The organism is Actinomycetota bacterium (assembly GCA_035536535.1).
In the GTDB taxonomy this organism is placed as follows: Bacteria; Actinomycetota; JAICYB01; order JAICYB01; family JAICYB01; genus DATLNZ01.
Window position 1 is genome coordinate 1 of record DATLNZ010000185.1, and the last position, 13,858, is coordinate 13,858.

13 protein-coding genes are annotated in these 13,858 nt (G+C 68.7%); 9 read left to right on the top strand and 4 right to left on the bottom strand.

Going from position 1 to position 13,858, the window contains the following annotated elements; genetic code table 11:
• A partial coding sequence (locus VNE62_12210; protein ID HVE93044.1) for a DNA topoisomerase IB occupies window positions 1-1,058 on the bottom strand: 1,058 nt, incomplete at its 3' end.
• Window positions 1,059-1,125: 67 nt separating this feature from the next.
• Between VNE62_12210 and VNE62_12215 the strand changes: the two genes are divergently transcribed.
• The gene (locus VNE62_12215) at window positions 1,126-2,127 is read left to right on the top strand and encodes a DNA polymerase domain-containing protein (protein ID HVE93045.1); all 1,002 of its coding nucleotides are present in this window, start codon (window positions 1,126-1,128) and stop codon (window positions 2,125-2,127) included.
• A 3-nt stretch (window positions 2,128-2,130) separates the two neighbouring features.
• Here VNE62_12215 and VNE62_12220 read toward each other — a convergent pair whose 3' ends face one another.
• Window positions 2,131-3,165 carry an ATP-dependent DNA ligase gene (locus tag VNE62_12220; GenBank protein ID HVE93046.1) on the bottom strand — a complete coding sequence of 345 codons (1,035 nt, stop codon included), beginning with the start codon at window positions 3,163-3,165 and terminating at the stop codon, window positions 2,131-2,133.
• Between the two features lie 50 nt (window positions 3,166-3,215).
• Here VNE62_12220 and VNE62_12225 point away from each other — a divergent pair, with 50 nt between their 5' ends.
• Complete coding sequence (locus VNE62_12225; protein HVE93047.1) at window positions 3,216-4,253, top strand: PHP domain-containing protein; 1,038 nt, start codon at window positions 3,216-3,218, stop codon at window positions 4,251-4,253.
• Window positions 4,254-4,265: 12 nt separating this feature from the next.
• Here the strand turns inward: VNE62_12225 and VNE62_12230 are convergent, their stop codons facing one another.
• Window positions 4,266-4,574, bottom strand: coding sequence for a PGPGW domain-containing protein (locus tag VNE62_12230; GenBank protein ID HVE93048.1), 309 nt, complete (start codon window positions 4,572-4,574; stop codon window positions 4,266-4,268).
• A 56-nt stretch (window positions 4,575-4,630) separates the two neighbouring features.
• Here VNE62_12230 and VNE62_12235 point away from each other — a divergent pair, with 56 nt between their 5' ends.
• The 3 genes from VNE62_12235 to VNE62_12245 are packed head-to-tail and all read left to right on the top strand — an operon-like array spanning window position 4,631 to window position 8,377.
• Window positions 4,631-5,887: a hypothetical protein gene (locus VNE62_12235; protein ID HVE93049.1), complete on the top strand. Its 1,257-nt coding sequence runs from the start codon at window positions 4,631-4,633 to the stop codon at window positions 5,885-5,887.
• Between the two features lie 55 nt (window positions 5,888-5,942).
• Window positions 5,943-7,880 carry a threonine--tRNA ligase gene (gene thrS, locus VNE62_12240; protein ID HVE93050.1) on the top strand — a complete coding sequence of 646 codons (1,938 nt, stop codon included), beginning with the start codon at window positions 5,943-5,945 and terminating at the stop codon, window positions 7,878-7,880.
• A gap of 26 nt (window positions 7,881-7,906) precedes the next feature.
• The gene (locus tag VNE62_12245) at window positions 7,907-8,377 is read left to right on the top strand and encodes an HIT domain-containing protein (protein HVE93051.1); all 471 of its coding nucleotides are present in this window, start codon (window positions 7,907-7,909) and stop codon (window positions 8,375-8,377) included.
• A gap of 5 nt (window positions 8,378-8,382) precedes the next feature.
• On the opposite strand, the gene fusA is transcribed toward VNE62_12245, so the two are convergent.
• Window positions 8,383-10,482: an elongation factor G gene (gene fusA, locus VNE62_12250; protein ID HVE93052.1), complete on the bottom strand. Its 2,100-nt coding sequence runs from the start codon at window positions 10,480-10,482 to the stop codon at window positions 8,383-8,385.
• A 106-nt stretch (window positions 10,483-10,588) separates the two neighbouring features.
• Here fusA and VNE62_12255 point away from each other — a divergent pair, with 106 nt between their 5' ends.
• The 4 genes from VNE62_12255 to VNE62_12270 form a co-directional block, all read left to right on the top strand.
• Entirely contained in the window at window positions 10,589-11,173 is a 585-nt protein-coding gene (locus tag VNE62_12255; protein ID HVE93053.1) for a CDP-alcohol phosphatidyltransferase family protein, read from the top strand.
• On the top strand, window positions 11,160-12,065 hold the full coding sequence (locus tag VNE62_12260; GenBank protein ID HVE93054.1) for a phosphatidylinositol mannoside acyltransferase: 906 nt from the start codon (window positions 11,160-11,162) through the stop codon (window positions 12,063-12,065). Before VNE62_12255 ends, VNE62_12260 begins: the two co-directional genes overlap by 14 nt.
• Window positions 12,062-13,141 carry a glycosyltransferase family 4 protein gene (locus VNE62_12265; GenBank protein ID HVE93055.1) on the top strand — a complete coding sequence of 360 codons (1,080 nt, stop codon included), beginning with the start codon at window positions 12,062-12,064 and terminating at the stop codon, window positions 13,139-13,141. Before VNE62_12260 ends, VNE62_12265 begins: the two co-directional genes overlap by 4 nt.
• Window positions 13,141-13,858: inositol monophosphatase family protein (locus tag VNE62_12270; protein ID HVE93056.1), on the top strand; the 718-nt coding region annotated here is incomplete at its 3' end. The genes VNE62_12265 and VNE62_12270, both read left to right, overlap by 1 nt.

A 13,858-nucleotide genomic window follows, 5' to 3' on the forward strand; every position in this document is an offset into this window, starting at 1 on the left:
GCGGCCCGGCGCTTGAGGAGGGCCAGCACGGCGGCCTCCTCGGGGCGAAGTCCGTAGGGGGAGGACCTGTGGCCCTTGGACAGCGTGTCCCACAACTCGATGAGGGAGCCGTCCGTGTAGGCGTCGATGACCTCCGGGTGCATGTAGCACTTGCGGCACACGGCCGGTGTGTTGCCCAGTTGCTCGGACACCGTCTCGACGGCACGCACCACGTTGCGCTTGGCCTCTGTGTCCGACGAAGGGGGGCCGATCCCGACGAATGCCTCGGCCGCGAGCACCGACCCCGCCCAGGTGCGGAAGTCCTTGGCGGTGAAGTCCATGCTCGTTACGCCGCGGAGGTAGTCGTTGACGTCCGACGACTCGACCACGTGCGAGGCCCCGTCGTCGTCGACGTACTGGAACAGCTCCTGGCCCGGGATGTCGCGGCAGCTTTTCACAACGCGCGCCAGGCGACGGTCCTGGAGCTCCACCGTCCGCTTCTTCCCGTGTTTGCCACGGAAGCAGAAGATGAGCCTGTCCCCCGACACGCGCGCGTGCTTGTCGCGCAGAGTCGTGAGCCCGTATGAGTCGTTGTCGCGGGCGTACTCGGGGTTTCCGATGCGGATCAGGGTCTGGTCGAGCAGGCCCACGACCGTTGCGAGCACCTTTTCGCGTGGCAGCCCCGGCTTCGCGAGGTCCTTGGCCGTCCTGCGTCTGATCGTCGGCAGGGACGTGCCGAAGTCGATCATCTTCGTGTACTTGGCCTCGTCGCGGACCTCCCGCCAATGGGCGTGGTACCTGTACTGCTTGCGCCCCCTGGCGTCTCGACCGGTCGCCTGGATGTGCCCGTTGGGCGAAGGGCAGATCCACACTTCGGTCCAGGCCGGCGGGATCGCCAGAGACCGGATTCTGGCCAGCGTCTCGGGGTCCTTCACGGGCGCTGCGCCCGGGTCGCGGTAGGCGAACCCCTTGCCCGCGCGCTTTCTCGTTATGCCGGCGGAGGCATCCGTGACGTAGCGAAGCCCGGCTACCTTGGCGCACTCCGACGGCGCCGGTATGAGCGCAGCGGGCTCACCCACGGATCACATCTCCATTTCGCGGCCGAGGATCACGGATCATGTACCCACCGAAGGGGGGGCCGAATCCGTGGGCGCTGAGATCCTGCAGGTGGACGGGCATGAGGTCCGGGTGAGCAACCCGGACAAGGTGTACTTCCCGCAGGCCGGAATCACCAAGATGCAACTCGTCCAGTACTTCCTCGACGTGGCGCCCGGCGTGCTGAAGGGCTGCTACGACAGGCCCACGACGCTGCACCGGTACCCCGGCGGCGTCGAGGAGGAGGACTTCTGGCAGAAGCGCGTGCCCCCCAAGCGCCCGGAGTGGCTACGGACGGCGATGATCACGTTTCCCAGCGGGCGGTCCGCGGAGATGCTGTGCGTCCACGACACGGCCAGCCTCGCGTGGGCGATCAACCTGGGCTGCCTGGAGCTCAACCCCTGGGCGGTCAGGCGAGGGGATGTCGACCACCCCGATGAGTTCCGCATTGACCTGGACCCGACCCCCGGAATCGACTTCGCCGACGTGCGCAGGGTGGCCGCCGTCGCCGCCGAGGTGCTCCAGGAGCACGGGCTGGTGGGCTTTCCCAAAACCACCGGCAAGAGGGGGCTGCACGTGTACGTCCGCATCCGTCCGCTCTGGGAGTTCACGGAGGTCCGCCGCGCGGCCCTCGCCTTCGCCCGCGAGATCGAGCGCCGGATGCCGGGGGTCGCCACGACCGCCTGGTGGAAGGAGGAACGGGTTGGGGTGTTTCTGGACTACAACCAGAACGCGCGGGACAGGACGATCAGTTCGGCCTACTCCGTCCGACCGGTTCCGGACGCGCGAGTCTCATGTCCCGTGTCGTGGGACGAGGTGGCCGACGTCGAGCCGTCGGACCTGAGGGTGGACACGGTCCCGGCGCGGTTCGCCACGGTCGGCGACCCGGGCGCCGCGCTGGACGACAACGTGTGCGTCCTGGACTCCCTACTGGACCTGGCGGCTCGGGACGAGCGCGACGGGCTCGGCGACGCACCGTGGCCGCCGCACTTCCCCAAAGCCAAGGGGGAGCCGGTGCGAGCGATGCCGTCGAAGAGAAGAAAGACCGACTGAGGCTCAGCCTCGGCCGGGCGCCGTCTGTTCGACCGTGCAGTCCTCCGGGCGCCGCTCCGGCCTCCAGCGCAGGAACGTGGCCGCATGACGAATCCGCTCGTGCTCGAACCGGTCGTAGGAGACCTCGCAGACCAACTCCGGACGAAGCCCCACCCACGGCGCCTCGGCGGCCCCCCGATTCCAGCGGCTCGGCCCGCCGGGGGACCGGCCCCGGCCGAACGCCCCCTCGCCTTCCAGCGGGCGCAGCCGCTCCAGAAGCTCGCGCCGCTCGGCGGCTTTGAACGATGAGGTGTGGCCGACGTAGTGCAGCGCTCCGCCGGAGTACAGGCCCAGCAGCAGGGACCCCACGCCGTCTCCGGCCTTGGACAGCCGGTATCCGCCCACGACGCAATCCACCGTCCGGCGGATCTTCACCTTGATCATGGCGCGATCGCCTTCCAGGTACGGCTGGTCGGCCCGCTTGGCTATCACGCCCTCGATGCCGGACTCGGCGATTCCCCCGAGCCACAGTGTGGTCCGGGACGCCTCCTGCGTCTGTGGCGTGAGCACTGCCTCCAGCGGGGTTGGCACGCCGTCCGCATCGGCGGGCTCCCGGGCGGCCGGCAGCAAGTGCTCCAGCGCGATCCGCCTGTCCGACGCGGGTCTCGTCCTAAGGTCCGCATCGTCCAGCGCCAGCAGGTCGAACGCGATGAACCCCGCGGGGGACTTCCCGGCCAGCATCCGGACCCTGGACTCGGCCGGGTGGATCCGCTGGCCGAGGGCGTCGAAGTCCAGGTGGCCGTCCTCGACGACGAAGATCTCCCCGTCCACGACGCACCGGTCGGGCAGTGCGGCCCTCATCACGGGCTCGAGCTCCGGGAAGTACCGATTCAGGTCGCGCTGGTCCCGGCTCACCATCCGCACGGAGTTGCCGTCCCGGAAGACGATTGCACGAAAGCCGTCCCACTTGGGCTCGTACAGCCAGCCTTCTGCATCCGGCAGGCTGGTCTGCAGCTTCGCCAGCATCGGACGGACCGGCGGTTCGACGGGCAGCGCCATGCGCGGGTGCTCCTGTTAGTGGGACCGGACCAGCAAGGCTACGCTGGCGCGTGAAACTGGACAACGCGGGAATCTCCGAGCTTCTGGCGCGCGCCGCCGAGCAAGCCGAAGGCCACCGCCAGCGCGCATACCTCAAGGCCTCGAGGGAGGCGATGGCCTGGCCGGTGGAGGCATCCGACGTCCTGGGGGCCGGGCTCCCGCTGACGAAGCTGACCGGGATCGGCCCCCACCTGGCCCTGCGCCTGGAGGAGTGGATATCCGATCCACCCGCCGACCTTTGTCCGCCGGAGATCAGGTCCGGGTTCCTGACAATGGCCCAGGCGCTGGGGACGGTGCGCGAGCATCCGGACTGGCGCCAGGAGTTGCGGGGCGACCTTCAAATGCACACCACGTACAGCGACGGTGTTCTGTCGGTGCTGGACATGGCGCGCGAGGCATCCGATTACGGCGGATACGCCTTCGTCGCCATCACCGACCACTCAGGCGGTCAGAGGATTCCTTCGGGCATGGACGCCGAGGCGATCGCTGCCCAGCGGCGCGAGATCGACGCGGCTAACGAGCAGCTCGAACTGACGGGAATCAGGATCCTGCGCGGGATCGAGATGAACCTCACGCCGCAGGGAGAAGGCGACACCGACCCGGACATCCTGCGCGAGATGGACATCGTGTTGGGCTCGTTCCATTCGCAACTGCGGGGGACGCACGACCAGACCGATCGCTACCTGGCCGCGCTGTCGAACCCGGACATACAGGTCCTGGCCCACCCGCGCGGCCGCATGTACGATCGCCGAGCCGGACTGCACGCCGACTGGCCGAAGGTCTTTGAGTTCGCGGCCTCACGGGGCAAGGCCTTGGAGATAGACGCCAACCCCAACCGCCAGGACCTTCAGATCGGGCTGCTCGAACTGGCTCGGGAGGCGGGCGTAACCATCTCTATCGGCACGGACGCGCACTCCGCCTACGAGCTGCAGTTCATGTCCTACGGACTGGCCGCGGCGATCCGCGCGGGCATCCCCCGCGAGCGGATCCTCAACTTCAGGACCGCCAACCAGGTCCGGGAGTGGGTGGAGTCGGTCCGCGAGCGGTAGATACGGCCGCTTTCAGGTCGATCGGGTCGGGTCGCGGTCGCGCGACTGGTCCCAATCGACTGAGGCCCCCCTTGACCGGCGGGCGTGAGCGATGCGGTTGGACGCGGACCTTGCCCGCCTGCGCGCCTCTTTCAGGGCCCGGCGTGCCCACGTGTATTCGGTGGCCAGCACCGCCAAGCCGGCCCCCACCACGAGCATCCCCGGGCCCGGGATGACGAGAAGGACGACTCCGGCCGCAACCAGGGCCAGTCCCACCAGCGTGACGGCCACTCTCTTGCCGCCCCTGCCGGCCCAGTGGAGGGTCGTGTTCAGATCCGTCATCGGCACTAAACGATACTCCAGACTCCCGGTCCCGCCCTTTGTCGGATAATCCTGCTGTGACACCGCCGCTGCGCCGGGGCCGGATCGCCTGCGTCCTGGCTTTGCTGGCAGCGCTTCTGCCGGCAGAAGGCCCCCCGGCTGCCGCTGCTCCCGCGGCCATAGCGCCGGTGCCCGAAGGGATTACGGCGCTCCTGCGAGACCGCGGCCGCGCGTTCGAAGCCAAGGACCGGGGCCTGCTCCAGGCGACGCTTGATCCGGGCTCCTACGCAGCTGCACAGCTCAAGGCCTTCGACAACGCATCCCAGGTCGCGTTCTCGACCTTCCGGGTGGAGCCCGTCACGGAGTTCTCCGGACAGATAGCGGGCGAGCGCGTGAAGGCGAAGTACTCCGGACGAGAGGTGGCCGCGTTCGCCGTCCGGCAACGATCCGCGGTGCGGGGGATCGAGACCGAGCCGTACGTGGACAACGGGTACTACACGTTTGTGAAGTCCGGGGGTGGCGACTACGACGGGTGGCGGCTGGCGTCCGACTCGGACTTCGACGTGCTGGGCGGCTTCTCCCCGCGGCAGGTGTGGGACTTTGGGCCGGTGGAGCTCGCAACGAGCGAGCACTTCGCGGTGCTCGTCCACCCGGACCAGTCGGCGAAGGCGGCGCCCGCGCTCGCGGCGGCCGAGAAGGCGTACGCCTCCGTGAAATCGTTCTGGCCGAGGCCGGCCACGCAGCGCTACCTGATCGTCGCGCCATCCACCACCGGCGAGCTGGACCGGATCCTGCAGTCGACCATCGACCTTTCGAAGTTCGTCGCCTTCGCCGCACGATCCATAAAGACCACTGAGGGCCTCGAGCCCGGGGGGGTGCGGCTGTTTGTGCAGTCGTCGCACTTCGAGCGCTACAACGATGAGGGCAAGCAGGGGATCCTGGCTCATGAGCTGATCCACGCCGTCACGACTCCCGCTGCGGGCAGCTTTATGCCCATCTGGGTGGAAGAGGGCCTCGCGACGCACGGCTCTTCGCCCAAGGGGTCGTCGCTGCCTACGGCCCGCCGGGGCGGGAAGCCCGGGACCTTCCCGCAGGACGAGCAATTTTCGGTCGGGTCGGTGTCCGACATCGGCCGCGCCTACGCGCAGTCGCAGGTGGCGTTCGAGGTCCTGTCGGACAGGTACTCCGCCGAAGGCGTGGCCAAGTTCTACGAGGCGCTAGGCCGAACTCGCATAGCAGCGGGTTCGCAGGAGCACCACGTGGCCAAGGCACTCCGAGAGTCGGTCGGCTGGACGGTCGACGAATGGACGAAGGCCTGGCAGGACCGCCTGTGAGCGCATCGCTAAACGTCAACCCGCGTCCGATAGACTCCCACGAATCGTGATCCGGATGACCATCGACGGGCAACAAAAGCAGGCGGCGGAGGGCTCGATCCTGCGCGAGCTGGCACCACAGGGCTCGGTGGTGGCCCGCGTCAACGGGACGCTGGTCGACCTGTCGGCTGCCGTCGACACGGGCTTGGACGGAGCCGCTGTAGAGTTCTTGCCGCCCGGCTCCCAGGAGGCCCTGCACGTCCTGAGGCACTCGGCGGCCCACGTGATGGCCCAGGCCGTCCTGAGGCTGTTTCCCGACGCGCGCTACGCCATCGGACCCCCGGTCGAGGACCAGTTCTATTACGACTTCGACCTGCCGCGGACACTGGCCGTCGACGACCTGGAGAGCATCGAGCGGGAGATGGCCGCCATCGCCTCCGAGGACCAGCCGTTCGTGCGCGAGGAGGTCCCGAAAGAGCGCGCGATATCGCTGTTCACCGACTTCGACCAGCGGTACAAGCGCGAAATCCTCACCGGCACCGACGAGCAGGGACAGGTGAAGGTCGGAGAGACCGCCACGCTGTACCACAACCCGCCGCGATTCACGGACCTTTGCCTCGGCCCCCACGTGCCCTCCACGTCGTGGGTGAAGCACGTCAAGCTGCTGCGCGTATCAGGCGCCTACTGGCGTGGGGACGAGTCCCGCCCCCAGCTGCAGCGGATATACGGCACCGCCTGGCCGACCGAGGGCGAACTGAAGGACTATCTGGACCGCCTCGAGGAGGCCGAGAAGCGAGACCACCGACGTCTCGGCCGTGAGCTGGACCTGTTCTCGTCGCCCCCCGAGGTGGGCCCCGGCATGTACCTGTGGCACCCGAAGGGCGGACTGCTCCGCAAGCTCGTCGAGGACTTCTCCCGCGACGAGCACCTGGCCCGGGGCTACGACATCGTCGCCACGCCGCACACCGGACGGGCGGTGCTCTGGGAGACGTCAGGGCACCTGGAGAAGTTCGCCGAGAACATGTTCCCGGTCATGCAGGCCGAGGAGGGCGAGTACTACCTCAAGCCGATGAACTGCCCGTTCCACATCCTCATTTACGCCTCTCGTACGAGGTCGTACCGGGACCTTCCGCTGCGCTACTCGGAGCTGGGCACGGTCTACCGCCACGAGCGGTCGGGGACGCTGCAGGGCCTGCTGCGCGTGCGGGGGATGACCCAGGACGACGCGCACATCTTCTGCCGGCGCGACCAGTTGCTCGACGAGATCATCACCGTCATGGACATGACCGTCGACTTCTACAAGGTCTTCGGCTTCTCCGAGCCAGTGGTCCATCTGTCCACCAACCCCGGCAAGGCGATCGGAACTCCCCAGATGTGGGAGGAGGCCACGGACGTCCTTCGCCAGGCCCTCGAGAAGTCACCTTTCGAGTACGAGGTCGCGGAGGGCGAAGGCGCTTTCTACGGTCCGAAGATCGACTTCCACTTCCGCGACGCGGTGGGCCGGCTGCGGCAGTGCACCACCATCCAGGTCGACTTCGCCCTCCCCGAGAGGTTCGGCATCGAGTACGTCGGGGCCGACAACTCACCGCACCGGCCGATCATGATCCACCGCGCGCTGTACGGAAGTGTTGAGCGGTTCCTGGGCGTGCTCATCGAGCACACCGCGGGCGCGCTGCCCCCGTGGCTCTCGCCGGTGCACGTGAGAGTGCTTCCGCTCAAAGACGAGGTCAATGACGCGGCCGAGGGCATCGCCGGCCGGCTGCGCGACGCCGGGCTGCGGGTAGAGGTGGACAGGGCAACGGAGTCGCTGGGTTACAAGATTCGGCGCGCCACCCTGGAGAAACTGCCCTGGATGCTCATCGTGGGGCCGCGGGAGGCACAGAGCGGGACCGTGTCCGTCCGGTATCGCGGCGGTGCGGAGCGCAAGGGCGTGGCCCTCGAGGAGTTCGCACACGAGGCGGCCACGGCCGTCGCGTCGCGTGCCGTGGAAGCCGGAGTCCCGTCCGGCGGATGACGTCGAGGCTCTGGAGGCCCTGGCGGATGGCTTTCGTGTCCGGCCACACCCCGCCCACCGGATGCTTTCTCTGCGAGAAGGGCAGGGGCTCGCCCGAAGGCGACGAGAAGGACCTCGTCCTGGCGCGGGGCGTCGCGGCCTACGCGCTGCTCAACGCCTTTCCGTACAACACAGGCCACGTGATGGTCGCGCCGTACCGCCATGCAGGCGATCTGGCGGACCTGACCGGCGAAGAGCTCGCAGAGCTGTGGCACTGGGTGAAGTCGGTGATCGCCGCACACCGCGACACGAGCCGCCCTGACGGCTTCAACGTTGGCATCAACCTTGGGGAGGCCGCGGGGGCCGGCACTCCGGGGCACCTGCACGTGCACGTGGTGCCGCGCTGGGGCGGTGACACCAACTTCATGCCGGTGATTGCCGACGCCAAGGTGCTTCCGGAGATGCTGTCGGAGACCTGGCGCAGGCTTTGTCCCGCCATCCAGGAGGCCACCGGCTGACGCCGTCAGTGCTTGCCGGCCGTGACCTTCTTGTCGGCGTCGGCCTGGTCGGCGATCTTCTGCTCCAGGTGCTGAGGGACGTGCTCGTAGTGCGAGAACTGCATCGAGAAGCTTCCCCGGCCCCCCGTGATGGACCGCAGGTCGATGGCGTACCGGACCATCTCCGAAGCCGGGACCTGGGCGTGCACGAGCTGATAGCCGCGGACGTCGGGCTCCGTGCCCATGATCTTTCCGCGCTTTGAGTTGACGTCGCCCATGATGTCGCCCAGCATCGTGTCCGGCACGCGGATGTGGACGTCCGACACGGGCTCCAGCAGGCTGACCCCGGCCTTTTTACACGCCTCCTTGAATCCCATGGAGGCGCAGATCTGGAAGGCCATGTCGGACGAGTCGACGCTGTGGAACTTGCCGTCAACCAGCGTCACCTGGACGTCCACCACCGGGTAGCCGGCGAACACACCTTCGGACATCGCCCCCTGCACGCCCTTGTCCACGGAAGGGATGAAGTTTCCGGGGATCGCGCCCCCGACGATTTTGTTGACGAAGTCGTATCCACCCCCGTGGGGCAGCGGAGCGACCTCCAGGTGCGCGACCGCGTACTGGCCGCGGCCGCCCGACTGCTTGACGTAGCGCGACTCGTGCTTGGCAGGCGCCTTGATCGTCTCTCTGTACGCGATGCGCAGCGGGATCTGGTCGATCTCCACTCCGAATTTGCGCTTCATCTTCTCGATGACAACGCCGAGGTGCGTCTCGCCCAGCGCGGAGACCACGGTCTGATGGGTCTCGGAGTTTCGCTCCACCCGCAGGACCGGGTCCTCCTCGATCAGGCGCTGCAGTGAAGTCGAGACCTTCTCCTCGTCGCCCCTGGCCCTGGATGCGACGGCAATGGAGTACACGGGGGAGGGGAACTCGATAGGGGGGAGCACGATCGGCGGCGGCTCGCACAGCGTGTCGCCGGTGTGGGTGTGCGCGAGCTTCGCGACCGCCCCGATGTCTCCGGTAACCACCTGGGGGGCCGGCACGTGGTCCTTGCCGATCATGTGGAAGATCTGGTGCACCCTCTCCTCGAACCCCTGGGTGGAGTTCGTCACCGGGTGGTCCGGCCGAAGATGTCCGGAGAAGACCCGGAAGATGGAGATCTTGCCGACATAGGGGTCCGAGATGGTCTTGAACACCAGCGCGCAGAGCGGGTCATCGGATGACGCCGCCCGGACGACCTCGGCCTCCGATCCGGACTTCGCCACTCCCTTCACCGCTGGTCGCTCGAGCGGCGACGGCACGAGCGAGCAGATGGCGTCGGCGAGCAGGTCTACGCCCACGAGATGGGTTGCCGAGCACACGAGCACCGGAGCGGTCGCTCCCGCCGCTATCGCGCCTCGCAGTCCCGACGCCGTCTCCTTCTCGTCCAGGTCCCCGGACTCGAAGTACTTCTCCATGAGAGTGTCGTCGCCCTCGGCCGCCGCCTCGACCAGCCGCTGGTGGGCCTCTTCCATCTGCGGCTGGACATCCGCGGGGACTTCGCCCGCCGTGCCGGCGGGGCTCTTCTGGTCGTAGATGTAGCCGGTGCTGCTGAGAAGGTCCACCACCCCGCTGAACGACTGCTCCTGGCCGACCGGGATCTGCATCGGGAACGGCTTCGTGCCGAAGGCCGCCTGGAGTCCGGCCAGCGCCTGCTCGTAGGAGGCGCGCTCGCGGTCCAGTTTGTTGATGACGATCAGGCAGGGCAGTCCCAGTTCCTGGGCCTCGTCCCAGATCAGCTCCGTCTGGACCTGCACGCCGTCCACCGCCGACACCACGAAGACGCACGCGTCCACCACGCGCAAAGCGGACACGACCTCGCCGTGGAAGTCGGCGTAGCCGGGACAGTCGATCACGTTGATCTTGTGTCCCTTCCACTCGATGGGGGCCATCGCCAGGGCGATGGAGATCTGCCGGGCGTGCTCCTCGGCCTCGAAGTCGGTGTGGGCCGTCCCGTCCTCCACACGCCCCAGCCTGGTTGAGGCCCCGGAGGCGTACAGAAGAGCCTCGGCGAGCATCGTCTTGCCGGATCCCCCGTGCCCTACGAGCGCGACGTTCCTGATCTGAGAGGGCTCGTATTGCTTCATCAGACGGCGTCCTTTCGCTAACCGACGAGGCCGGTTCGAGGCCTGGAGCCGCGGCCCGCGTCATTATAGGGCGCAGCGATTTTCGGCCCCAAGGCGTAGGAGAAGCGTGCTCGACTCGAAGGCGCGGGACGCACTTTCAGGTGTCTCCCGCGCGGTTGGAAGCGCCGTCGGCCGGTCCAGGATCTCGCCGAACCTCATCACCACCGCGGGACTTGTCGTAACGGGCGCGGCGTCGATTCTGGTGCTGCGGGACGGGTTCGTCGCGGCCGGAATCGTTCTCCTGGCCGGGGGGGCTCTGGACTTCGTGGACGGCTCCGTCGCCCGGGCGACCGGAAAGGCGACGTCCTTCGGCGCCGTCTACGACTCGATCGCCGACCGCATGTCCGACGGCCTGATCCTCGGCTCGCTCACGTGGGCCCTGTTCGACCGCGGAGACGGCGTCGGAGCCGCCCTGGGCATCGTCTCGCTGGTCCTGTCCGGACTGGTGCCGTACATCAGGGCGAAGGCCGAGTCCCTCGGTTACGACGCTTCCGTCGGCGTGGCCGAGCGCGCGGAAAGGGTGATCGCCATCGTGGCCGGGCTCGTGTTCGGGATCATCACCCCGGTGCTCGGTGTCCTGGCCGCTCTTTCGGCGGTCACCGTCGTCCAGAGGGCCGTCCACGTAGGCAAGCAGGCCCGTGCCCGCGGATAAGGGAAAGCGGCACCCCGCATACCTGCTGTACTCGGCGGGCCGGATTCTCGCGTCGGCCGTGCCCGGTCCCGTTCTCCTACCGGGGGCGGAGGTGGCCGCGGCGTTGGCCGGCAGGCTGAACAAGCGCAGGCAGGAAGTTATCCGGACGAACCTGCGACGCGTGGTCGGCCCGGAGCAGCTGGACAGGGCCGTCGACCGGGCGTTTCGTTCGTACGGCCGCTACTGGGTCGAAACGCTGAGGCTGCCCAAGCCGGGGGTTCGAAGCATTGCAGGGCGCACGTCCGAGGAGGGGGCCGAAAAGCTCGAGCCCTACCTACGGTCCGGACGGGGAGTCATCTTCGTGACCCCCCACCTCGGCAACTGGGACATCGCCGGCGCCTGGCTGGCATCCCGGGGCTGGAGGGTCATCGCTGTCGCCGAGGCCCTGAAGCCGCGTGTGCTGTTCGACATGTTCGTGCGACTCAGAAGCGAATGTGGCATGGAGGTGCACCCCCTCGGGACGGCGTCCACCGCACGGGCGTTGATCACGGGCCTCAAGCAGGGCGCCGCGCTCGGGCTGCTGTCGGACCGCGACATCTCGGGGACGGGCGTGGAGGTCGAATTCTTCGGTGAGCGCACCTTTCTTCCGTCCGGGCCGGCGGTCCTGGCGCTCAGGACCGGCGCTGCGATCGTGGCCGGGGCGGTGTTCCAGCGGCCGGGCGGCCGCTACCACGGTGTGATCCTCGATCCCATCGACGTGCAGCGGTCCCGCGGCGGGACGTCGGAGGTCGCCGCGCTGACCCAGCGAATCGCCCGGGAGCTCGAGACGCTCATCCGGATGGACCCGGGGCAGTGGCACCTCTTCCAGCCCAACTGGCCGTCGGACCCCGGCTATAGCCGCACGCCGGGGTGAGGATCGCCCTCGTCTGTCCCTACTCCATGTCCGAGCCTGGGGGGGTCCAGGAGCAGGTACGCGGGCTGGCTCGCGCGCTGTCCGCGGCCGGCGAGCAGGTGAGCCTGTTCGGACCGGAGCTGCCCTCCGAAGACAAGATTTCGGGCGTCGAGATGATGTCCCTGGGCGGCGCCGTGCGCTTGCCGGCCAACGGCTCGGTCGCGCCGGTGGGCCTGGACCCCCGGATGCTAGTCCGCCTGGAGCTGGCGCTGGACCCCGCCGACGTCCTGCACGTGCACGAAGGATTTCTTCCGGCCTCGCTCGCCGCTACGTTCCGGGTGCCCACCGGGGTCCCGGTGGTTGCCACGTTCCACGCGGCCGCCGAGCGCTTCCTGCCCTACCGCGTAGCCGCCCCGGCGCTGCGCAGGTTCGGACGCCGGTTCGCAGCTGCGACGGCGGTTTCGCCGTCCGCCGCCGCCCTCGTGCGCAGGTATACGGCGCTGAACCCGCAGATCGTCCCGAATGGATTCGACACCGATGCCTATGCGTCCGCTGCCCCGGACCCGTGGGCCGCCGGGCTGGGACGCGTCGTGCTGTTCGTGGGACGCCCCGAGCCCCGAAAGGGATTCGACGTCGCCCTGCGGGCGTTCGCGTCGGTGTCGGCCCGGCACCCGGACGTGCACCTCGTCTGCTTCCCGGCCCCCGGCTCCAGCGCCCCGGACGGGCTGGACCGCGTCCACTGCCTGGGCCGGGTGGACCACCAGCGCAAGCTGGCGCTGTACGCCGCGGCGGAGTCCGTGGTTGTCCCGTCTCTTCACGGGGAGTCGTTCGGTCTCGTGGTCGTGGAGGCCATGGCCGCGGGTTGTGCGGTGCTCGCCAGCGACATCCCCGGCTATCGCTTCGCCGGAGGCGACGTCCCCGTCTACGCGGCCCCCGGTGACGCCGGGGCCTGGGCGGATCAGCTTGACCTGTTGTTGTCGGGCCACAAGCGCCGCTCCGAACTGGCGGAAAGAGGGCCTGCCCGGGCCCGCGAGTTCGACTGGACGAATGTCGGCGCCGCCATGTCGGACGTCTACCGCGCCGTCGCCTCCGGCTGATGCGGAGTCCGGACCTCCTGCTGGAGGTGGCGCGTGCCGTTCGCTCGGCCGTCCTTCCGTACATGGGTCTGCCGGCGTTTCGCGGGGCGGAAGGCGTCGCCGTCGGAGGCGACGTCACCTTCGGTCTCGACGAGATCGCAGAGCGCGCCGCGCTGCCGATCCTGGAGCAGGCGTCGGAGGACGGTCTCGCCTGGTACACCGAGGACCGGGGCCTGGCGGTGCGGGGGCGCCCCCAGCGGCTGATCGTCCTGGACCCCCTCGACGGCACGCGCCCGGCGGCCGCCGGACTGGAGTCCGCGTGCGTCTCGGTGGCGGCCGCGCCCTTCGGCGAATCGCCGGTGCTCGGCGATGTCGACGACGGACTGGTCCTTGAGCTGAAGACCGGATCGATGTTCAGGGCCAGGCGGGGGGCCGGGACCAGCTTCGTGATCGCAGGGGAGTCCAGGAGCCCAGCGCCTTCACCGGCCACGGGTCTGGACGGCGCTTTCTGGACGTATGGCCTGCGTGGCAGGCCGACCATGCCGTCGGCGATCGTCCTCGAGGAGCTGATCGACCGGACGGGCGTTTCCAGCGGGACCTTCGACCTCGGGTCGGCGGCCTTCGGCATGACCCGCGTCGCCACTGGGCAGCTGGACGCCTACGTTGACCACGGCCAGCGTCTCATCGACGACCTGCCGCAGACGCGCGAGCTGTTCGAGCGCATCGCCGGAGGCGCGG